Below are 21,065 nucleotides of genomic sequence, written 5' to 3'. Positions count from 1 at the left end.
AGAAACCAGCTTACTTTCGCGATTCTGGCAGTGCGTCAGACAACCATCCGAGTAGGTCAGTGACTACTTCGTCGCGGTTTATTTCATTGAACACTTCGTGGCGTGCTCCTGGGTAAATCTTTGTTGCTAGCCGAGTAAGACCACCGCGGGTGCGGTAAGCCTTCTCGAGCTTTTTTACCCCCTGCTCACCGCCCAACGAATCGTCATCACCCACCATCAGCAACATCGGAATGTCACTACCCACTGCTCGGGGCCCCCCGAGCAATCTCAGCGCGTCGAGGGGACCAAAGAGTTTCAGAGTGTTGGCCGGAAACGCTAGCGGGTCTGCCACCCAACGCTGATGGATTTCCGGGTCCCGACTAAGCCATTCCGCACCGGTGTCACCCAAGTGGGCATGGTGGGCGTTTAAGTCACCCGCATTCATATAACCCGGCATCCGGTAGGTGGTCCCGCTAAACACCACGGCGTCAAGGTCCTGGGCAAATCCTTCATTGAGAAGGATTTGCCCCATCAGGGAGCCCCAACTGTGACCGAGGAAGACGTTGGGGACACCGGGATGCTCATGGGTGATGAGGTCGTGAAACTCCCGGACTGACCGGATCGTGGAGCGCAGACCACCGATGCCTAAACGGCCCAGCTTGGCGTAATCGCCATCCCACTGGTCCAGCCCGGTTTGGCCATGACCCCGGTGCTCATTCGCCCACACTTCATAACCGGCGCCCACGAGTTGCCGGGCTAACCAGTCGTAGCGCATGGCGTGTTCGCCCAGCCCGTGGGCTATCTGGATGATTGCCCGGGGACTTTTTCGTCCCCACCAACGGTGAAAGTAAATGGTGACACCATCGACATCCACAAAAGAGTCATCAACGCGTTCCACCTGAGCCATCATCTATTGCCGCTCTGCCGGGCCGAGGAGGTCAAAGGCCACCGTGTGGTGGACGGCCTCCGTGTCACTCGGGTGATACACCCCGGCCAACACATCACGTTGAAGCCGGCTGATTTCGTGGCTGACGTGATAGCCACGACCACCGTGAAGTCTTAGGGCACTATCGACCACGCTTCTGGCCGTCTCAACAGAGCGGTGTTTCACCCCGGAGAGCAATCGAAACCAGCGCGGCCCGTGATCGACCTGGTCAACCACGTCGGCAGCAAGACTGCGAAGGGGTGCATCGAGCGCGTCGACAGCCATTGCCGCGTCGGCAACCTGCCACCGAATATCGGGGTCAGTGGCATAAGTCTTCCCGTCTCTGGCCATGCTCGTTCGGGAAGACACCGCCTCGACGGCGAGTTCCAACGCACGCTCGGCGATCCCGACATACACCGACGAGACCAAGAGCAGGAAGTTTTGGAAGATTGCACGAATAAAAGGATCAGAATTGTCGCCCACAGGAATGATGCGGGCTAAGTGGTCCGAGCTCACCACCGCACCGTCCAACACGGTGGTGTGACTCTGGGTGGCCCTCATCCCCAACGTGTTCCAGTCTTCAACAATGTGGTAACCGGGGGTATCCCTGCTGATAAAGCCGTGGACGATGCTGTCGCCCATCCGACCCAAGAGGCCCAGTTTCGTCCAGGCGGGCGACAGTGACGTGAAAACCTTTTCGCCGTGGAAGGCGTAGCCGCCCTCCACCTGGCTTACCTGGGTGACCGAATCTGTCAGCACTCGGTCGTTTCCGCGTTCACTCACACCGAAAGCGAAAAGCTCCCCCGATCGTGCCCCCTCCAGGACAAACGCTAAAGAGTCATCCCCAGCTGCCTGCAGGGTTTGGGCCACACCCACCCACGTGAAATGCATTCCCAAACCCAGCGCGGTGGCTGGCGCATAACGCGCCAGGGTGCGCTGATTGTCCACCAATTCTGTAAGTGGGCGAGGGTGTAGGTAGCCAATATCTCGAAGGGCCTCGAGGTCTTCGTGGAAAAAAGAGTTGGTCGCATCGAAGTGCGCCGCTCGTGCCCGGATTGACTCCAGCAGTTCGTCAGTCCACTGCATGAGCCCCCCTTACACCTGTGTGACGTGGTCCGAGACTAGCGATTCCTCGTGAGAGTTGAGGGGGAATACCAACGCTGGGTGTCGCACCGCGATACCAAAAGGTGAGCCCACGGCGGGTAAAAACGGTGCGGCAATCCGGGCTCGCACTTTGGTATCACTGGGGGCAATCATGAGTTCCACGAGCGCATCATGACCCGCATAGGTGAGGTTGGTCACCGTGGATTGCACCCCCTGGGCTTGGGGGACCAACCATTCTGGTCGCAGCACCACCCGAACAGATTCGCCCTGGCCGGGGTTGAACCCTTGTGCACTGGCGGCCAATGAACCCAAGACAGTATCGACGTGTCCCGAGCATCCGTAACGCAGTGGTTGCCCTTCACAGAGCTCCTTCGCTCCACAGGTTTCACACTCCAAGGCCGTGTCTTGCCAGGTCCCTTCGACCTCTACGGTGTCGCCCACAAACGACGCCACCCAGGGGGTTAGGGGGGATTCGTAGATTTCTCTGGGGGTTCCCACTTGAGCAACACGGCCGCCATCCATCACCACAACGAGGTCGGCCAGGTCGAGTGCTTCCTCCCGGTCGTGGGTGACTAACACTGTGGTGGTGTCTGTTTCTCGAAGCAATTCAACGACTTCACGAGCGAGTTGGTGTCGAAGCACAGTGTCGAGCGCGGCGAAGGGCTCATCCAACAGGATGGCGTCGGGGGTGGGAGCAAGAGCTCGTGCGAGTGCCACCCGTTGAGCTTGGCCGCCAGAGAGGGCGCTGGGTTGCCGGTTGACCAACTCACTAATGCCCACAAGCTCAGCCAAGCTGTCAATCTTGTCGCTTCGACGCCGGCCTTTGGGTAACCCAAAACCAATATTGTCGGCGACACTCAAGTGGGGGAACAGTGAGGACTCTTGGGGGACCCATCCAATACCTCGCTGTTCGGGTGGGACGAGAGCGTCAGGCGAGCTCAACGTCTTTGACCCCACCGAGATGGTCCCCTCATCGATTGCCAACAGTCCTGCGAGCGCGAGAAGGAGGGTGGTTTTTCCGCAACCGGAAGGGCCGAGTACGGCGACGACCGAACCGGAAGGAACGACCAAGGAAATGTCGCGCAGCGCCGGAGTGTCACCGTAGGAGATGCTGAGGTGGGAAACCGCGAGGGTGGTCATGCGGGGCCTCCTTTCTCACTTCTCGCTCCGGAGAGCAACATGGCGGGGATTGCGGCGATGAGGACCAACAGTGCGGCATAGGGTGCTGCCTGCCCAAATTCGACGACAAGCGTTCTGGTCCACAGTTCTGTCGCTAGCGTATTCACTCCAGTCGGGCGAAGAATGAGAGTGGCGGGTAGTTCTTTCATGGTCGCAATCATCACCAGGAGCGCCCCCACACCGATACCGGGCAGCGCCAGGGGCAACGTCACTCGTCGCCACGCCCCAAAAGGTGTTTCACCGAGAGTTCTGGCGACCATCAACAGTGTGGGCGACACCCCTTCGACACTGGCTCTCGCGGTGCCAATGGATTTGGACATGAACAACACGGTGTAACCAAAAACCAACACGATTATGCTTTGGTAAAGCCCCGGGAGGAGGCGCAGGGTGAGAAACACCAGTGAGAGTCCCACCACAATTCCTGGCAGTGCGTGACTCAAATACCCCAACGATTCGATTGCTCGAGGAATGGTGCCGCGGAACCTGGCGGCAAGAGCCGCAATGGGCAGAGCGACAACTGTGGCAGCGACTGCGGCGGCGATCGAGACTCCGACCGTCCACAGGGTGGCTTCCACCAGGCGTCCCACATCAACGCTCTGCGCTGTTTCTACTTGCAAGAGTCGAACTCCAAGACCCAACAGCGGCACCACCACTCCGACGACGACCGGGGTGAGTGCCAACGCCATCAGGACACGGCGCAAAAGGGGGGCCGGGCGGGGCCCAACAGGTTTGCTGCGCCCCGGGGTGAATTGCCTTTGGCCTCGCACCCGGCGCTCACCCAGAACACCGATTAAGGCCAAGAGGACGACGAGCAGGGCCAAGACGGCTGCTTGGTTGCGATCAAAGCTCGCCGAATAGGCGGCGTTGACACCCCAGGTGAGCGTGTGGAAGCGCAGCATGGCGACGAGGCCAAAATCGCTCACCGAATACAGGAACACCAGCAGGGTTCCAGCGAGCGCCGCGGGTCGAATTTGTGGCCACGTTGCCACCCAAAACGCTTCAAAGGGTTTCTTGCCAAGGGTCCGGGCGACTCGCTCCTGGTCACCTCCGACACTGCGCAGTGCGGCAGCAGTAGGGAGGATGACGTAGGGAATGGTGACTGCGGTGAGCAGTGCCCAACTGGGCCAAAATCCAGAAAGGGTGGGCCACCACACTAACCAGCCGTAGGAGGCTAGGTAGGAGGGTATTGCCAGCGGTAGGGCGGAGAGAACCAGCCACAGCCTGGGTTTAGGAAAACGCCCCCTGCTCATCCCGACCGCAATTGCCACACCACCGAGGAGTGCGGTGAGCGCTACCGACACGGCGAGCGCCAACGTGTTCAGTGTGTAGCCCAGAGCCCTGGATTCGAACAGAACACTGATCAGCTGTTCAAATGGGATTTCGCCCGCTCGCACCGCGAGGTACACCATCGGGACTAATACGATCAGTGCCGCGATCAGAGCGGGAATAACCCGCCATCCGGGCGTGCGCGCCATCCCACTCACCGTCACGGTGGTGCGGGTGGTGGTGCTAGCAGTGGTCACAAAGGGTCCTTACGACACGTGACCGGAGCAGACCCCGGTGGGGTCTTTGCTCCGGCCACTTATTAGGGTACTAAAGCAACCCGAAACGTGTCAGTAGTTCCTGGGTCTCTGACAGGGATTCCAAATCTGAGAGGTCCAGGTCGGGGTTGACCAGGCTTTCCAGCGAGGGAAGATCCGCCGGAGCATCAATTCCGTCAACCAACGGGTATTCGTAGGTTTGCTCAACAAAGTAGTTTTGGCCGGCTTCGGAGACCATGTAGTCGACGAAGTCGATAGCGTCTTGGTCGAGTTGGGCGGGGGTGAGGATGCCTACCCCGGTGACGTTCACCATTGAGGTGGGGTCGCCCGCTTCGGTGAACCACAGCCTGGAGGCAAGGTTGTCCAGTCCGCGCTCTGCTTCTAACCGGTACCAGTAGTAGTGGTTAATCAATCCCAGTGGGATGCCTCCCGATTCCACCGCTTCGAGGATGGGAGTATTTCCTTCGAAGTACTCTGGGTCGTTCGCGACAAGGCCACTGACCCATGCTTCGGCGGCACCTTCCCCGTCGATCACCCGGTAGGCGGTGACAAAAGACTGGAAGCTGGCGTTGGTGGGCGCCACTCCGACCTGACCGGACCATTGCGGCTCGAGGAGCTCGTTGGCGGTGTTGGGGAGTTCTTCTTCGGTGACCATGTCGGTGTTGTAGACCACCACTCGAGCGCGCCCGGTCACGCCGACCCATGAACCGTCGGTGGAGGTGAATCCGGGTTGGACTCGTGAGCTGATGTCTTCGGGCAGGGTGCTAAATAGTCCCGCTTGACTGAGCGCACCGAGTGCGCCGGCGTCTTGGGAGAGGAAGACTCCGGCTTGGGTGGCTTCTCCTTCTTCGAGGAGGAGGGCAGCCATTTCGCCGGTGTTGCCGTAGCGGACCTCGACGTCGATGCCGGTTTCTTCCATGAATTGGTCGATGAGCGGCTGGACAAGAGTTTCACTCCGTCCGGAGTAGAGGGTGAGGAAGCCGTCAGATGTGGCTTCGCCTTCAACGGCTTCGACCGAGCCTTCTTCAACAACTTCTTCTTCGGGTGCTGTTTCTGGCGCCTCTTCGGGGGCGGCTTGGCATCCGGCTAGTACAAAAGCCAGAGCCCCAATGGCGGACACGACGCGCACGGACGACCGACTAGTCATGAGTTTCTCCTTGAGACAAAAAAGTACCAGCGACAGGCCGTCGCTGGCTCTAATAAGTTAGGTTAGCCTAACTTTATCTCCAGGGCAAGGGTTAATTCGCTCGAAAGCTTTGAATGTCCTGTAAAGCGAGCTCCAACTGGTCCATGGCGAAGTGCACGTCGGCTTCTTTCACCATCAGTGGCGGCGCAAAACGCAGGGTGGAGCCGTGTGTGTCTTTAGTGAGGACCCCACGACCCACAAGGGCTTCAGCCACTTCGCGGCCAGTCGCTAACTCAGGGTCGATGTCAACACCCGCCCAGAGTCCCTCTTGGCGAACACCGACAACACCGAGACCGCGCATCTGCTCGAGGCGTTGACCCATGACCACACCGAGCTTCTTCGAATTGGCCTGCATCCGACCGGTCTGAAGAAGCTCCACCACGGCCTTGCCGACAGCAGCCGCCAACGGGTTGCCACCAAAAGTCGATCCGTGCTGGCCCGGTGCAATGACCCCCATGACATCAGCTCGACCAGCCACGGCGCTCACCGGGAGCAGGCCGCCACCTAGAGCTTTACCCATGATCACCATGTCGGGGTGAACCCCCACATTATTGACCTGCAACGTTGCTCCGGTGCGGCCCAAACCGGACTGAATCTCGTCAGCAATCAGGAGCACGTTGTGTCGTGCCGTCACCTCGCGCACCGCGGGGAGGTAAGACGCGGGGGGAATCACGATGCCCGCTTCACCTTGAATGGGTTCGACCAACACGGCCACAGTGGTGTCGTCAATTGCGGCCTCCACAGCCGCCGCATCACCGTAAGGCACCGAGCGGAACCCCGGCAGGTAGGGCCCGAAATCATCCCTGGCTTCCGGGTCGGACGAAAAACTGATGATGCCCAGAGTGCGCCCGTGGAAATTGTTATCGGCAACGATGATGGTTGCGTTATTGGCGGGGACACCTTTGGAACGGTAGCCCCACGCCCTGGCGATTTTGATGGCCGTTTCTACCGCTTCAGCGCCGGTGTTCATCGGCAACACCATGTCTTGTTCCACCAGGTGTGTAAGGCCCTCGGCGAAAGGGCCCAATTGGTCGTTGTGCACTGCACGGGAGGTGAGACTCAACGTGCGCAATTGGCGCTTAAGCGCGCGCACCAACGCCGGGTGTTGGTGGCCAAAGTTCAACGCCGAGTAGGCAGCAAGACAGTCAAGGTATTTCTTCCCCTCAACATCCCACACCCACTGGGCTTTTGCCCGTCGAGCGACCACGGGCAGTGGGTGGTAGTTGTGGGCAAGGGTTTTACCCTCTCCCGCAATCAGTTGGCTGGTGCGAGGGGACGCCTGATATTCAAAGCGTGTGGTTATGTCCGAAGCTCCAGCGTGCAACATTTCACTCCCCCTCCACCCAATAGCAACTCCGATAAATCTACGGTGTGTGTCTCATATCCTCGTGCCTGGAGCTCAACGCGCAGTGTGTGAGCCTGCTCGGCCATCACCACATTGAGCCCATCGCTAAAGAGGTTGAGGCCCAGCACTGCGGCGTCTTCCTCACTGGCGATAATCGCGTCGGGATAACGCTGTTCCAGTATGGCCCTGGAGGCATCATCAAACGCAGAAGGCAAGTAGGCGATGGTCTGATCGTCGAGAACAGCCAGTGCCGTATCCAGGTGATAAAAACTGGGGTTGATCAGCTTCAAGCTGATCACCTCTCTGCCAAATACTTCGGCGATTTCGCGGTGTGAGTCTGACTCGCTGCGGAAACCGTGGGCTGCGAGGATGACGTCTCCGACGAGCAAGAAGTCCCCTTCGCCCTCATTGTTTTCTACCGCCTCGCGCGCATCGAAGCCCAGCCTGGCGAGGTGGGCCAGGTAGGCGGGGCCTTCTGGCTGGCGCTCTGGGTAACGGAACTTTGCTTCATAGGCGATGCCATCGAGCACGAAACCACCGTTTGCGGCGTAGACCATGTCCGGCAGACCAAGAAGAGGGTCAATCAGCTGAACGTCAAAACCTAACCGGATATACGTGTCGTACAGCGTCTGCCATTGCCTGGCCGCCAGGGACTGGTCGGTGGGGTTTTCGGGAAACATCCACGGGTTGATTCGGTAGCTCACGGTGAAGTGGTCGGGCCGGCACATCAAGACCGTCTTGGCCTGCGCAGTGTTGGCCGACAACGAATCGCGTTGTGGACTGTTGTGCGTGGTGGTTGCTGGAGTGGTGATGGTCATAGAAGCAGTGTGTCACGCACAATGCGCGCGTATACGCGTCTCTAACGCGTATATCGTGCAACTTTGCGAGTAAAATAGCGGTTTTATTGCGTAGAGTGTCGTCATGGACACGATTGACCGCCGGATCATTGCCCTGCTGCGAGAAAGTGCGCGAATGCCCTACGCCGATATCGGCCACCAGGTGGGGCTCTCCGCGTCCGCAGTGAAACGTCGCGTCGACCGTCTCACTCAAGACGGCACCATTCGAAGCTTCACCCTCGATGTTGACCCCGCCGTGGATGGGCTCGGTGTCGAAGCCTACGTCGAACTGCACTGCCGGGGCACAGTCGCCCCCCAGGAGCTCAAACACATACTCGCCAAAGTTCCCGAAGTCGTTCAAGCCGGAACAGTGAGTGGTGACGCAGATGCCATCGTGCACCTTCGAGCACGTGACATCCACGCGTTGGAAGAAGCGCTCGAAAAGGTTCGCCTTGCTCCCAATGTGGAGTTTACGAAGAGCTCAATCGTGCTGTCTCAACTGATCAACCGGCGCTAGCCCATCAGACCGGTAGCGACAGAAACCTCGGGTCGGGTGCACCAAAACGGTGACCGGTAATCGACACAGCCTGTTCGCGAACAAACGGCAACATCTCCACTCGCCCCGACTGAGTCACTTCGTCATCCCACACGGCCACAGCCGGGCTGCCATCAAAGTGCACGTACATGACGTTGGCATTTCCGCCCAACAGCCGGATCCTCTGAGGAGGGTTTCGCCGCACACGCTCCACAAACTCGAGCTCAGACTCTACGTGGACACTGGCCAACGCAGGTCGATTCCCCGAAGGGCTCCCCAAGACTCGCATCACCGGGTCAGGCAGTGAATCTGAAGAGGACAAGTGCACCACGGAGCCCGTCCGGAGCCCCGCCAATACCACCCGAAGTACATCAACCAGCGGGGTGAGAGAAGAAGCGCGAACTACCGCCTCAAAAGGCCGGTAGCGAAACACGTTTCGCTCGACACCCACCTCACTCACATCAACACTCGCTCCGTAGTGGTGCGAATAGGCATGCTGGTCGCTCAACAGTGCGTGAGTAAGCGACTCTCGCTCTTCTGGCGTGAGTGTCTCCCCCGCCGCGGCAACCACCTCCAGAAACTCTGGAGCAATGTCTTCCACAGAACCCACGAGGTCTCGGTTAACCGGTGCTGATGTGAGGCTGCCCAAACCGAAGAGGTAGTTGGGCCCGCCAGCTTTCGCAGTCGGGCCAACGCTCGATTTTTTCCAGCCACCAAACGGTTGGCGGCGGACGATTGCGCCGGTGATCCCACGATTCACGTAGAGGTTTCCTGCGTGAACGTGGTCAAGCCAATAGCTCACTTCGTCGGGATCGAGCGAGTGAATTCCCGCAGTCAAACCGTATTCGACACTGTTTTGATACTCCACGGCATCCTGAAGGGTTCTTGCCGTCATGACTCCCAGCAAGGGTCCAAAGTATTCAGTCTGATGGAATGTGCTACCCGGGCGTACCCCCAGTCGAACACCGGGGGACCACAACCGCTCAGTGTCATCCAGTTGGCGCGGTTCGGCCAACCATTCTTCTCCCGCACCCAACTCGGTGAGCCCCTGGCGCAGCTTGGCCCCAGGGGGTTCAATGATGGGGTTCATGGTGGTTTCTGGTCGAGCGTCAGGCCACCCGACATCCAACGTGTTGACAGCGTCCTCTAATTGACGCCAGAAGCGCTCCGACTTCGCGACGGAGCCCACCAAAATCACCAGCGACGCCGCAGAGCATTTCTGACCTGCGTGACCAAAAGCACTTTTCACCAAATCCGCAACCGCTAAGTCGATGTCGGCACTGGGTGTAATGACCAAAGCATTTTTTCCACTGGTCTCTGCCAGCACGGGGAGGTCAGCCCGCCAGCTGCGAAACAGTGCAGCGGTCTCAAAAGCGCCCGTCAAAATAACCCGATCGACACCCTGGTGGGAGATGAGCGCCCGACCGAGTTCGCCTTCACTGACATCGGCGAGATGCAGCACATCTTTGGGTACACCGGCAGCCCACAGTGCCTCGACCATCACCGCCGCACAGCGCCGGACCTGGGGGGCAGGTTTGATAATCACTGCGCTACCCGCGGCAAGGGCCGAAGTGACCGAACCAGTGGGGATTGCGACCGGGAAATTCCACGGCGGGGCGACCATGGTCAGGCCCACCGGGGTGAACTTGGCGCCGTTGAGTTGCTCCATCTCGACCGCTTGGGAGGCGTAGTAGCGGGCGAAGTCAATCGCTTCACTGATTTCCGGGTCCGATTCGGCCAACGTCTTGCCCGCTTCTTGCATCATCACGGACATAATTTCTCCCCGGCGCACCCCCAACTCGGCAGCCGCTTTGAGGAGAATTTTCCCTCGGCCTTCAGCGCCCCTCGCCGCCCATTTCTTGCCACCTCGTCGCATTTTTTCCACAATGGAATCGATTTCGATTCGGCCATCGATGGGGCCAAGGTCATCCGAGATGAGCCCACCCTGGAGAGTGTCCAGACCGGCGGCTTGGCCTTCTAATGACGCGGCGTGACGATAGATACCACGTGCCCATTCTTGGTTTGCCGGCAAGGCAAGATCGGTATCGGGTTCGTTGTGAAACTCGTCCACTGCGGGAAGAGTTCGCGGACGAGTCTCCAGAGTGCGGTCTTGTGTGCGGGACGGGGTCGGGGCTTTTTGTGTCATCGCATCCAGCGATGCCCGAAAACGCGCTTCCTCGCGGGCAAACACGTCTGAGTGGTCGTGGAGGTCGAATACGGCCGACATAAAGTTTTCGGGGCTTGCGTTTTCGTCCAAGCGGCGAACCAAATAACCCACTGCGGCATCAAATTCGTGTGAGTGCACCACGGGGGTGTAAAGGATGAGGGGACCAACCGTTTCTCGAACCGCGTCGGCTTGATCGGGTGCCATTCCCACCAACATTTCAAAGTCAACGTGCTCGCGCACACCGCGTGACGTTGCCAACAGGTGGGAGAAGGCCAAATCAAAGAGGTTGTGCCCGGCGACACCAATTCGGATGGCTTTCGCCCGTTCAGGGCTGAGCGACCATTCCAACACTCGCTTGTAGTTAGTGTCCGATTCCTGCTTACTGGGCAAAACCGCAACCGGCCAGTCGTGTAATGCGGCATCAACCTGCTCCATTTGCAGGTTCGCCCCTTTGACCACGCGGACTTTCAGTTGGGCCCCACCCTTAGCCACACGCTCGGTAGCGAATGCGCTGAGACGTTTCATCGCATCCAATGCTTCGGGCAAATACGCCTGCATCACGATGCCGCCGTAGTAGTGGTGAAGGCTTTCACGACCGAGGACCCGTTGGAACACGTCGAGGGTCATCTCCAGGTCACGGTATTCCTCCATGTCGAGGTTGATGAAGGTGGGCGGGTTAGTCGCGGCAGCTTTCTCGTACAGGGGAACAAGTTTTTCCACCACGCGCTCAACGGTCTGGTCGTAGCTCCACATCGACAACTGTGCGACAACCGATGACACTTTCACCGACACGTAGGTCACATCGCGGCGTTCGATTAGTCGCTCGATGCCCTCTAAACGTTTGGTGGCTTCCCCCGCCCCCAACACTGCTTCACCGAGCAGGTTGATGTTGAGTTGGTCGCCGCGTTTGGTCAGACGCTTCAACGTGCGCTCAAGAGATGCATCCGATGCGTCAATGATCAGGTGGCCAATGAGCGTTTTCAACGCTTTTCGGGCAATGGGGACCACGATGGCGGGAAGAAGTGGGGCAAACCACGAGCCCACCATGAGCAACCACCGCAAAATCCCGGTGAGGAATGCGGGTGGTTTTTGACCCAGCTCGCGCAGTGCGCGGGCTGCGACGGTCAAGTCTTCGGGACGCAGCACCCGATCCACGAAACCCAAGGCAAAGGCGGGACCGTCAGGGTCTTTCAGCAGGTCGGCGAGCCGTTGAGAACTGGCGTGGGGTTTCTTGTGCAGGGTGGCTGCACGATCCAGCCACTGGTGGACAAGTTCGACGCAGTCGTCGCTGAGCGTCTTTGCTCCGCGGACACCTTTTGTCGAGACCTGCGCTGTGTTCGATTTACTTACCGTGAGAGACATAACTCGAGGGTAGATGCTTAGAGGGTTTTCAGCATCACGGCATCCTGAGTGTCCTTTTACACTGTGGGGATGTCACAGACGTTGCCCACAACAGCCGATATTGTCGTGGCCGGCGGTGGTCACAATGGCCTTGCCGCAGCCGCCTACCTCGCCCGCTCAGGTTACGACGTGGTCGTCTTAGAGAGGCAGCCCGTTGTGGGTGGTGCGGCCATTTCCGCCCAAGCTTTCGTGGGTCACGACGCAAGGCTCTCGCGCTACTCCTACTTAGTCAGTCTTCTGCCGGAGCGAATCAGAGCCGATCTCGGGCTGAAGATTGACCTGATTCGCCGGCGCTATTCCTCCTACACACCAGTGCCTGGAACACACACGGGGTTGCTCATTGACGCAGAAGACCCGGTTCGCACCAGGGCGTCCTTTGACTCCATTGGTGCGAGCGAGGACTACGAACGCTGGGTGGAGTTTTACCGTGACACCGAGATTCTTGCCCAGACCCTTTTCCCGACAATGACTGACCCGCTGTTGCGGGAATCGGAAGTGCGGTCACTCCTGGAATCCCGTGCTCCCGGTCGAAAACTGTGGGAGCGTTTTTTCGCCACTCCGATTCGTACGCTCGTGAACGACACTTTTGACAACGACATTGTCCGCGGTGTGGTGCTCACCGACGCACTGATTGGAACATTCCCCGACTCGGATGGCGAAGGGTCCTTGGGGGCCTGTTTCCTCTACCACGTGATTGGTGGAGGGACGGGAGATTGGGATGTCCCCGTCGGGGGCATGGGAGCAGTCAGTGGAAGCCTGGAGCGCGCGGCACGACACGCGGGCGCAAGGATCATTACCGACGCTTCGGTGACGGCCATTTCGGATGCCCCGTCCGTCGAATTCGACCGCGGAGACTCCACGCATCACATTGACTGCCGATTAGTGGTTTCCGGGATTTCTCGGAAGCACACCCAAGAATTGTCTGGCCTCACACCAGCCAGCACGCCTATCGAAGGCGCTCAGGTGAAAGTGAACCTGCTGCTCAGTCGGCTTCCCCAACTTGCCGACCCCAACGTGCGTCCAGAAGAAGCCTTTGGCGGGACTTTTCACATTAATGAATCCGGCACTCAGCTCGAGGCGTCAATTGCCCAAGCCCAGAGCGGCAGCATCCCCGATCTGATTCCCTGTGAGGTGTACTGCCATTCTCTGAGCGATCGAAGCATTCTTGGTGAGGGGCTTCGAGAGACGACTGCTCAGACACTCACCGTGTTTGCTCTGAATGTGCCACACCGGCTTATTGCCGATTTAGACCCTGACGACATCAGGCAGGAACTCCAAGACAGAGTGCTTCACTCCCTCCGGAGTGTCCTTGCAGAGCCTTTAGAGGACTGTTTGCTGAAAGATGCGAACGACCAGTGGTGCGTGGAAACCAAAACGACCCTGGACCTAGAGGCCACCCTGGGTCTTCCCGGAGGCAACATTTTCCACGAGCCGCTGGGCTGGCCTTTCGTCTCTGACGAAGACCCCTTGGAGACGCCCGCCGAGCGGTGGGGTGTTGATTCCGGTGCGCCCCACGTCCTCCTCGCCGGTTCAAGCGCCCGGCGAGGAGGCGGGGTCAGCGCCATCGGCGGTCACAATGCCGCCATGGCCGCCCTAGAGCTTTTGGAATAAAACCCCATCGAGTGGCTGGTTAATCCAGAGGGCTGCTTAGAAATCGTCCATGTCGAAACCGTTCATGCCGAAGCCGCCCAGTTCGCCACTCAGGCTCACAATGAGGGCTGTCCAGCCCACAATGGCCAACACGATGAGAACCAGCAGTGTGGCACTCACCGCGACAGCAACTTTTGCGGGGACATTAGAGCGACCCACCTTGTTTGACCACACCCACGCGATGATTCCCATAATCAACGCGGGAATCTGAGAGAAGAAGGCGAGAACGAGTGCGACCACTCCCAGGGTGCGCCCGGGGTATTCCGTCCACTCGTCGGTCGAGTTCGTGGGGGTGTGCTCGATTGGGGCTTCGCCGCTGGTTGCTTCAGCCATGGCATTTTCCTTTCACAACTATTTGCCAGCGACGGTTACCGCCGGCACAACACCACGCTAACCGCAGGCGCAAAGGTGACCTGTGAGCACTCTGGAGAGTTACTTTGAGCTTCCTATGTTCACACCAACTCGCCCGGTGGCCCAAGATGGAAGGTATGCGCCTAGGAATTTTAACCAGTGGGGGCGACGCCCCCGGATTAAACGCCGTCATCCGTGGAGCGGTGCTCACCGGGGAGAGAACCGCCGGACACAGTTTTGTCGGCTTTCGAAATGGTTGGCAGGGAGTTGTCGAAGACGACACCATGCCACTTAGCCGCCACCAGGTGAAAGGCATCAACAAACTCGGTGGAACAATCATCGGCACCAGTCGCACCAACCCGTACGAGCATGGCGGCGCTGAGCGAGTCAAAGAAGTACTGGCCAAAAACGAGGTGGACGCTCTCATCGTGGTGGGAGGAGAAGGAAGCCTTGCCGGTGCGCAAGAGCTCTACAAAGATGGAGTGCCCATTATCGGCGTGCCAAAGACTATCGACAACGACCTGGGTGGCACCGACTACACGTTCGGGTTCGACACTGCTGTAGGAATTGCGACCGAAGCAATGGACCGACTGAGAACCACCGGTGAATCCCACTCTAGGTGCATGGTCGCTGAAGTAATGGGGCGCCATGTGGGGTGGATTGCTCTTCACTCGGGCCTCGCAGTCGGCGCACACCTCATTCTCATTCCTGAGCGAAAAACCTCGATGGACGAAATCACCCACTACGTCAAGGGGGCCTACGACCGGGGTCGGGCGCCCCTCGTTGTGGTGGCTGAAGGTTTCCAGTTGGCCTCAATGGACACAGTGCACTCTGAGCTCGGACTCGATGAAGCCGGGCGACCACGTCTTGGCGGCATTGCGAACCTTCTGGCACCGCTCATCGACGAAGCAACCGGTATCGAAACCAGGGCGACAACGCTCGGGCACATCCAACGCGGTGGAACACCCAGTGCGTTTGACCGTGTACTCGCCACACGTTTTGGTATGGCAGCGGTGCACGCCGCCCAAGCCAGTCAGTGGGGCCACATGGTCTCAGTGCGAGGCACCGACATTGTGGTGGTAGGACTCGAAGAGGCCGTCGGATCGCTCAAAGTGGTCCCCACAGAACGCTACGACGAAGCCGCCCTGCTCTTCGGTTAGGCCTGCAGGAAGGTCTTCTCCTGCTTCCGGACGCGGTTGCTTTCGAGCGCCGCTGGTTTATTCGTCGTTGTCGCTGCTGATTAAGGCCCAGGTGACTATGCCCGCGATGGCGGTCACGCCGATTGCTGCGCCGATGGCCCAGGCAACGGGGTGGCGCCGAGCTGACGCCCGAGCTAACGCCGCGCCCACCTTCGCCAGGTTGCCCGGCGCAAAGCGTTGTTCGAGCTCGTCGAGGTAGTCGCCGACCTGGTCTCTGGATCGCTCCGCCCTGCGAAGTTCCTGCTCAAGCGCCACTGGAAGTCCTCTCGGATTTTGCGGCGCGATCGCCCCGGATTCTCGCGATATCTTCCCGGACGCTTGCAAGCGTTCTCTCTGGTACCGGGGCTTTCGTCCCCGACAGGAGGGCAGCTCCGATTCCCAACATGACCAGTGCCAGCAGGAGTACGAGACCCGCAACAATCAGTACCGCCGCCCAGGCTGGGACCACAAGGCTCAAGGCGAGGATGCCGGCCACAGCCAGGAGGGTGAGCACCACGCTAATCAACGAAATGGCTACCGCAATGAGGCCCAAGCCGATGCCGGTGCCTTTGAGTTTGTGGAGGAGCTCGGCTTTGAGTAGATCGAGCTCAGCCCGGATCAGCTGCCCCAGCAGATGCGGCAGCTCGGTAATCAACGCGAAAACGGAGCGCTTCGATTCCCGAGAGGGTTCCTGCTGGTTGTGTGTCATTTAGTTTCCCGTGTCAGTTTTCTTCGAGCGACGCTCACGCACCTGGTCGGCAAGTTTGCGGGTGGTGGTCTCAACCCGCTCGACGACCTCCGGTGCGGCTCCCCGAACATAATCTTCCGCGCGCTGAACTTGGGTCTGCACGCTGGGATTCGTCCAGAGTCGCTCGGCACTCGCCCTCAGCTGTTCGTAGCGTTCTCTACCTGCGCGGGTGCCCAGGACATAGCCAAGGCCGAGTCCCACGAGGAACATCACTTTTGATTTCACGACACCACTCCTTATATGTATTCCCCAGACGGCATAAATACCGTCTGGCCCCAGGCTAACGCGAAAAGCATGGCTTCACCAGATGGTGACGCGCTTTTCGGGCTCCAACCACAGTGGGCTCTCCGGCCCCACATCAAATGCCTCGTAAAACTCATCGAGGTTACGCACAATCTGATTGCACCGAAACTCAGCCGGCGAATGCGGGTCAATCTGCAACAACCGTTTGGCTTCTTCGTCACGTGCCGAAAGTCTCCAGGACTGCGCCCAGGCGATGAAGAAGCGCCGGGCCGCAGTGACACCATCCACGACAGGTGGAGCCTCACCACCCAAAGACAGAAGGTAAGCCTTCCAGGCGATACCCAAACCGCCCAAGTCGCCAATGTTTTCCCCGAGCGTCAGCTCACCGTTGACCCGAAGCCCCGGCAACTGTCTGGGTTCCAGCGCGGAGTACTGCTCGACCAGACTCTTTGTGAGCGATTCAAATCGCTCACGGTCTTCCGGTGTCCACCAGTCAGCAAGGCGCCCGTCACCGTCAAAGCGCGAACCCTGATCATCAAAACCATGGCCGATCTCATGGCCAATCACTGCACCGATGGCACCATAGTTCGCTGCAGCGTCCCGCTCGGGGTCAAAAAATGGATACTGCAGGATCGCTGCGGGAAAAACGATTTCGTTAAAGCCCGGGTTGTAATACGCATTGACCGTTTGCGGCGTCATGAACCATTCGTCCCGATCCAAGGGGCGACCCAGCTTGCCGAGCTCCCGCTGGAACTCAAATTCGGCACTCGCCTCAAGGTTGCCAATAAGGTCATCAGCCCTGATGCTCAGCCCCGAATAGTCACGCCACTTCTTGGGGTATCCCACCTTCGGGTTGAACGTTTCCAGTTTTTCTAATGCGCGTGCTTTCGTCGCATCAGACATCCACTCCAAGCCCTGGATGCTCTGGCGGTACGCCTCCATCAGGTAACCCACCAGTTCATCCATCTGAGCTTTTGCGTCGGGTGGGAAATGCTCTTCCACGTACAGCTTGCCGACGGCTTCACCCAACACCGATTCGACAAACCCCACACCGCGCTTCCAACGCGCACGAAGCTCCGGAGTTCCACTGAGCGTTCGGCCAAAGAAATCAAAATGGGCCTCAACGAGATCCGAGCTGAGGTAGCCAGACAACGACCGAATCACTTGCCACGACATCCAGTCCGCTAACGCTTCAGCGTCCAAGTCATTCCACAGCTCCGGCCACGAAGCCACAGCAGAGGGCTGCCGGATGACCACCTCATCGACCGCTGTGGCGTCGACACCCAGCGTGAGTAACCAGGCATCCACATCAAATCCTGTCGTCATCTCACGCCACGAAGCCAGGCTGGTCAAGTTGTAGGTCGCCACCGCATCCCGACAGCGAACCTGATCCCAGTGGGTTTCGGCAATCCGGGTTTCGACATCCATCACGCGCTGTGCGAACTGAGCCGGCTCGGGCAGACCCAGAATGGTTGCCACCGATTCAAGGTGTCGAACAAACGCTTCTCTCAGCGGCCCAAACTGTTCTTCCCGGTAATAGGACTCATCGGGCAACGTAATGCCGCCCTGTTCGACAAAGGCGATGTAGCGCTCGGGATTACCCGGGTCGTTGTCAATAAACATCTGCCACAAGCCCGCAACACCACGGCGTTCATGTTGGGCCATCACCTGAATCAGGGCGTCCTTGTTGCCCCTGGCAGCATCGATGGCTTTCAGGCGTTCGTGCACCGGCTGGTGGCCCCTAGCCTCAACGGCTTCCTCGTCCATAAAACTCGTATAGGCATCACCTACAGCGCGCTCCAGCGTGCCCTCCGGGGCAGTCTGAGCCTTTTCGATAATCGCTCGAACGTTACGCTCGGCCCGCTCCGCCAGGATGCTAAACGCACCGTACATGGACTTATCGGCAGGAATGGGGTGGGCGTCCAACCACAATTCATTGACGTGTCGAAACAAATCCACGTCAGGAGCGATTTCGGGGTGTAACCCTGAAAGCTCGAGACCACTGGCGGGGGACACCGTAAAAGAAGACTGTGTGCTCACCCCCCACAGCCTACGTCGGAAGCCTTGACAGGCCCTGGACTAGAAGCCCCCCATCACACGACCAGTGAATTCTTCGAAAGATGATTTGGGCGGCCACGTTCTCACTGTGAATAGAGAGTCCGGGTAGCGTAGGTCGGTGCGCACAACTCCGCTCGACCGGCGAATTTTTACCCTGGCGTGGCCTGCCCTCGGGGCACTCATTGCCGAGCCACTTTTTCTCCTCACCGACACCGCGATGGTCGGACACCTCGGTGGCGAAGCGCTCGCATCGTTGGGGCTTGCAGGAATCATTTTGCAAACCCTGGTCGGTTTGCTCATTTTTCTCGCCTACGCCACCACACCTTTCGTCGCGAGACGGTTGGGGGCTGGTGACGAGCGCGGGGCACTCGCTGCCGGGGTCGACGGAGTGTGGCTTGCGATTTTTCTCGGCGTCACCGTGGGCACACTCGGCATCTTTCTTGGATCCACCCTCGTGTCGTGGTTTGGTGCTGAAGTCACAGTCAGCGAAGGCGCGACCGACTACCTCACGATTTCGTGGTGGGGTCTGCCCGGCATGTTGATCGTGCTGGCGGCAACCGGTGTGCTCCGTGGGCTCCAAGACACCCGCACCCCACTGGTTGTCGCGCTGGTCGGTTTCAGCCTCAATGCCCTGCTTAACGCAGTACTCATTTACGGCTTGGATTTGGGGTTGGTCGGCTCCGCCTGGGGGACAGTGCTTGCGCAGTGGATGATGGCGCTGTGGCTGTCAGGGGTCGTCATCTCACGGGCTCGAAGCGTGGGGGCGGGGCTTCGACCAGGCAGCGCCGGAATTGCTCGTGCCGCCCAGTTAGGCGGCTGGCTTTTTATCCGCACCATCAGCCTCCGGGTGGCATTCGTTGGCGCCACTCTCGTCGCCACCCAACTGGGCACAGACCAGTTGGCCGCCTGGCATGTGGCCTTCACGGTGTTCACGTTGATTGCGTTAGCCCTCGACTCTCTCGCGATCGCCTCGCAGGCTCTCGTCGGCCACCAATTGGGAGCAGGAGACCCCGTCTCGACCAGACAAGTGGTCTCTAGAACAGTGTGGTGGGGACTGTGGGGTGGAGCCGGTTTGGGTGTGGTGTTGGCCACGAGCGCTCCCGTGCTCCCACTCATTGTCACGTCGGACACCGCCGTGCGGGCGCTGCTAATTCCCACTCTGCTTACTCTCGCACTCGCGATGCCTTTGGGTGGGTACGTCTTCGTACTCGACGGGGTGTTGATGGGCGCGGGAGATGGACGCTACCTTGCCCTGACGGGAGTATTGAACGTCCTCGTGGTTATTCCATTGTTTTTCATGACCCTCTACGTGTCCGAAACTGTCGGCCCCACCTGGGTGGGTTTGGCGCTTTTGCAGGCGAGTGTGGGTCTTGGTTACTTGGGCGCGCGGGCGCTCACCCTGGGGCTTCGCGTACGAGGCGATCGTTGGATGGTGATCGGTGCGCACTCCTAACCCACTCAGCATGTCCCTTCGACGGCGACGCCTCGGCGTCTACTGGATTTTCGCCATCAATGGTCTGGCTTTTGCCACCTGGATGGCCAGGCTCCCTGGACTGCGCGACAACCTCCAAGTCACCACCGCTGAGGTGGGATTGTTTTTGCTGGGAGGCGCTGTCGGTGCACTAAGCGGCTTAGCTCTGTCGTCACACATCATCGCCGCCCTGGGAAGCACGCGAACAATCGCGTTGTTTGCGACACTTGCTCTGATTGCTGTCGGCGGGGTGGGGGCATTGAGCGCCCTCTGGCCGTCGTTGCTCATCGCGATGGCGGCCATGTTTGTCTTCGGCGTCGGAACGAGTATCACCGACGTGGCGATGAATGTTGAGGGCGCCGAGGTGGAACGGGACTTGGAGCGCACCATCATGCCGTGGTTCCACGCCCTGTTTTCTTTGGGGACCGCACTCGGTGGTGGTCTTGCCGCCGTGGCGAGCTCGCTGGGGATTGGGGTCGAGTTTCACTTTGTGGTGATTGCCCTTGTCCTCATTGGACCCGTGGTCTACAGCGTGCACTTAATGGGTGGCACGCAAGGCGGCTCAAACGCTACCTCCACTGCCCCTGGAGCATCGGGCGTGAAGAGCAGGCTTTCGGTGTGGGCGGAGGGTCGCACCGTACTGATCGGAATTGTTGCCCTCAGTATGGCTTTCGCTGAAGGCTCGGCTAACGACTGGTTGGCCTTAGCGATGGTCGATGACCGCGGTTACACGAACGCCGAAGGTGCGCTGTGGTTTGTCCTCTTCACCGGGTCAATGACCCTGGGTCGGTTCTTGGGGGTTCCCCTCATTGACCGGTTTGGTCGAGTGCCCATTTTGGTGGGCAGCGCCCTCGCGGCACTCATCGGTTTAGCGACCATCATCGTGGTCGACAACCCCGTGGTCGGTGTCTTCGCCGTGATTGCCTGGGGTTTGGGAAGTGCGTTGGGTTTCCCCGTCGCAATGTCCGCTGCCGCTGATGACCCAGAGCGTGGGGCAGCCCGCGTGAGTGCCGTTGCCACCATTGCTTACGGCGCGTTCTTGGTTGGCCCGCCACTCATCGGTGGCCTCGCCGAGTTCACCGGTATTCTCACCGCGCTGTGGGTGGTTGCGGCCGTGATTGCGTTGGGCCTACTAGCGACACCGGCAACGAGGAAGCCAAAGGCCTAA

General features: G+C 59.3%; 18 protein-coding genes. 5 read left to right on the top strand and 13 right to left on the bottom strand.

Annotation, left to right across the window (positions count from 1 at the left end; all coding sequences use genetic code 11):
- Positions 1-10: 10 nt before the first annotated feature.
- The 7 genes from C3B54_RS01120 to ddaH all read right to left on the bottom strand — a co-directional run bounded on the left by C3B54_RS01120 (position 11) and on the right by ddaH (position 8,077).
- Positions 11-889 (bottom strand): alpha/beta hydrolase, encoded by an 879-nt coding sequence (locus C3B54_RS01120; protein WP_104912871.1) that lies wholly within the window; start codon positions 887-889, stop codon positions 11-13.
- Positions 890-1,990, bottom strand: coding sequence for an acyl-CoA dehydrogenase family protein (locus C3B54_RS01115; RefSeq protein WP_104912870.1), 1,101 nt, complete (start codon positions 1,988-1,990; stop codon positions 890-892).
- Between the two features lie 9 nt (positions 1,991-1,999).
- Positions 2,000-3,148 (bottom strand): ABC transporter ATP-binding protein, encoded by a 1,149-nt coding sequence (locus C3B54_RS01110; protein WP_104912869.1) that lies wholly within the window; start codon positions 3,146-3,148, stop codon positions 2,000-2,002.
- Positions 3,145-4,710 carry an ABC transporter permease gene (locus tag C3B54_RS01105; protein WP_104912868.1) on the bottom strand — a complete coding sequence of 522 codons (1,566 nt, stop codon included), beginning with the start codon at positions 4,708-4,710 and terminating at the stop codon, positions 3,145-3,147. The genes C3B54_RS01110 and C3B54_RS01105 overlap by 4 nt, the downstream gene beginning before the upstream one ends.
- A 70-nt stretch (positions 4,711-4,780) precedes the next feature.
- The gene (locus tag C3B54_RS01100) at positions 4,781-5,875 is read right to left on the bottom strand and encodes an iron ABC transporter substrate-binding protein (RefSeq protein ID WP_104912867.1); all 1,095 of its coding nucleotides are present in this window, start codon (positions 5,873-5,875) and stop codon (positions 4,781-4,783) included.
- A gap of 91 nt (positions 5,876-5,966) precedes the next feature.
- Positions 5,967-7,241 (bottom strand): ornithine--oxo-acid transaminase, encoded by a 1,275-nt coding sequence (rocD, locus tag C3B54_RS01095; protein ID WP_104912866.1) that lies wholly within the window; start codon positions 7,239-7,241, stop codon positions 5,967-5,969.
- Positions 7,214-8,077, bottom strand: coding sequence for a dimethylargininase (gene ddaH / locus C3B54_RS01090; RefSeq protein ID WP_104912865.1), 864 nt, complete (start codon positions 8,075-8,077; stop codon positions 7,214-7,216). The genes rocD and ddaH overlap by 28 nt, the downstream gene beginning before the upstream one ends.
- Before the next feature lie 103 nt (positions 8,078-8,180).
- On the opposite strand from ddaH, the gene C3B54_RS01085 reads away from it, so the two are divergent.
- On the top strand, positions 8,181-8,612 hold the full coding sequence (locus C3B54_RS01085) for an Lrp/AsnC family transcriptional regulator (protein WP_104912864.1): 432 nt from the start codon (positions 8,181-8,183) through the stop codon (positions 8,610-8,612).
- Positions 8,613-8,616: 4 nt separating this feature from the next.
- Here C3B54_RS01085 and C3B54_RS01080 read toward each other — a convergent pair whose 3' ends face one another.
- On the bottom strand, positions 8,617-12,159 hold the full coding sequence (locus C3B54_RS01080) for a proline dehydrogenase family protein (RefSeq protein WP_104912863.1): 3,543 nt from the start codon (positions 12,157-12,159) through the stop codon (positions 8,617-8,619).
- Between the two features lie 69 nt (positions 12,160-12,228).
- Between C3B54_RS01080 and C3B54_RS01075 the strand changes: the two genes are divergently transcribed.
- Positions 12,229-13,809, top strand: coding sequence for a phytoene desaturase family protein (locus C3B54_RS01075; protein ID WP_104912862.1), 1,581 nt, complete (start codon positions 12,229-12,231; stop codon positions 13,807-13,809).
- A gap of 36 nt (positions 13,810-13,845) precedes the next feature.
- Here the strand turns inward: C3B54_RS01075 and C3B54_RS01070 are convergent, their stop codons facing one another.
- Positions 13,846-14,181, bottom strand: coding sequence for a hypothetical protein (locus C3B54_RS01070; RefSeq protein WP_104912861.1), 336 nt, complete (start codon positions 14,179-14,181; stop codon positions 13,846-13,848).
- A gap of 155 nt (positions 14,182-14,336) precedes the next feature.
- Between C3B54_RS01070 and C3B54_RS01065 the strand changes: the two genes are divergently transcribed.
- Positions 14,337-15,359, top strand: coding sequence for an ATP-dependent 6-phosphofructokinase (locus C3B54_RS01065; RefSeq protein ID WP_104912860.1), 1,023 nt, complete (start codon positions 14,337-14,339; stop codon positions 15,357-15,359).
- A 57-nt stretch (positions 15,360-15,416) separates the two neighbouring features.
- On the opposite strand, the gene C3B54_RS01060 is transcribed toward C3B54_RS01065, so the two are convergent.
- From C3B54_RS01060 to C3B54_RS01045, 4 genes are all read right to left on the bottom strand, one after another.
- Entirely contained in the window at positions 15,417-15,653 is a 237-nt protein-coding gene (locus C3B54_RS01060) for a hypothetical protein (RefSeq protein ID WP_104912859.1), read from the bottom strand.
- Positions 15,643-16,086 carry a phage holin family protein gene (locus tag C3B54_RS01055; RefSeq protein ID WP_104912858.1) on the bottom strand — a complete coding sequence of 148 codons (444 nt, stop codon included), beginning with the start codon at positions 16,084-16,086 and terminating at the stop codon, positions 15,643-15,645. Before C3B54_RS01055 ends, C3B54_RS01060 begins: the two co-directional genes overlap by 11 nt.
- Positions 16,087-16,350: a hypothetical protein gene (locus C3B54_RS01050; RefSeq protein WP_104912857.1), complete on the bottom strand. Its 264-nt coding sequence runs from the start codon at positions 16,348-16,350 to the stop codon at positions 16,087-16,089.
- A 75-nt stretch (positions 16,351-16,425) separates the two neighbouring features.
- Complete coding sequence (locus C3B54_RS01045; protein WP_170006123.1) at positions 16,426-18,408, bottom strand: M13 family metallopeptidase; 1,983 nt, start codon at positions 18,406-18,408, stop codon at positions 16,426-16,428.
- A gap of 136 nt (positions 18,409-18,544) precedes the next feature.
- Between C3B54_RS01045 and C3B54_RS01040 the strand changes: the two genes are divergently transcribed.
- Both C3B54_RS01040 and C3B54_RS01035 read left to right on the top strand, forming a co-directional pair.
- A complete protein-coding gene (locus tag C3B54_RS01040) occupies positions 18,545-19,879 on the top strand; it encodes an MATE family efflux transporter (RefSeq protein WP_245867955.1) in 1,335 nt (444 codons plus the stop codon).
- Between the two features lie 10 nt (positions 19,880-19,889).
- Positions 19,890-21,065, top strand: a complete 1,176-nt coding sequence (locus C3B54_RS01035; RefSeq protein WP_158665455.1) for an MFS transporter — start codon at positions 19,890-19,892, stop codon at positions 21,063-21,065.

Origin of the sequence: Pontimonas salivibrio (assembly GCF_002950575.1) — a bacterium.
GTDB lineage: Bacteria > Actinomycetota > Actinomycetes > Actinomycetales > Microbacteriaceae > Pontimonas > Pontimonas salivibrio.
The sequence above is the reverse complement of the archived record's forward strand: the minus strand, read 5'-3'. Positions and strand labels throughout refer to the sequence as shown.

Bases quoted from the DNA above. Each gene is read 5' to 3' on its own strand.
- C3B54_RS01120 (WP_104912871.1), bottom strand. From the start codon at position 889: ATGATGGCTCAGGTGGAACGCGTTGATGACTCTTTTGTGGATGTCGAT.
- C3B54_RS01115 (WP_104912870.1), bottom strand. From the start codon at position 1,990: ATGCAGTGGACTGACGAACTGCTGGAGTCAATCCGGGCACGAGCGGCG.
- C3B54_RS01110 (WP_104912869.1), bottom strand. From the start codon at position 3,148: ATGACCACCCTCGCGGTTTCCCACCTCAGCATCTCCTACGGTGACACT.
- C3B54_RS01100 (WP_104912867.1), bottom strand. From the start codon at position 5,875: ATGACTAGTCGGTCGTCCGTGCGCGTCGTGTCCGCCATTGGGGCTCTG.
- rocD (WP_104912866.1), bottom strand. From the start codon at position 7,241: ATGTTGCACGCTGGAGCTTCGGACATAACCACACGCTTTGAATATCAG.
- ddaH (WP_104912865.1), bottom strand. From the start codon at position 8,077: ATGACCATCACCACTCCAGCAACCACCACGCACAACAGTCCACAACGC.
- C3B54_RS01085 (WP_104912864.1), top strand. From the start codon at position 8,181: ATGGACACGATTGACCGCCGGATCATTGCCCTGCTGCGAGAAAGTGCG.
- C3B54_RS01080 (WP_104912863.1), bottom strand. From the start codon at position 12,159: ATGTCTCTCACGGTAAGTAAATCGAACACAGCGCAGGTCTCGACAAAA.
- C3B54_RS01075 (WP_104912862.1), top strand. From the start codon at position 12,229: ATGTCACAGACGTTGCCCACAACAGCCGATATTGTCGTGGCCGGCGGT.
- C3B54_RS01070 (WP_104912861.1), bottom strand. From the start codon at position 14,181: ATGGCTGAAGCAACCAGCGGCGAAGCCCCAATCGAGCACACCCCCACG.
- C3B54_RS01065 (WP_104912860.1), top strand. From the start codon at position 14,337: ATGCGCCTAGGAATTTTAACCAGTGGGGGCGACGCCCCCGGATTAAAC.
- C3B54_RS01055 (WP_104912858.1), bottom strand. From the start codon at position 16,086: ATGACACACAACCAGCAGGAACCCTCTCGGGAATCGAAGCGCTCCGTT.
- C3B54_RS01035 (WP_158665455.1), top strand. From the start codon at position 19,890: ATGTCCCTTCGACGGCGACGCCTCGGCGTCTACTGGATTTTCGCCATC.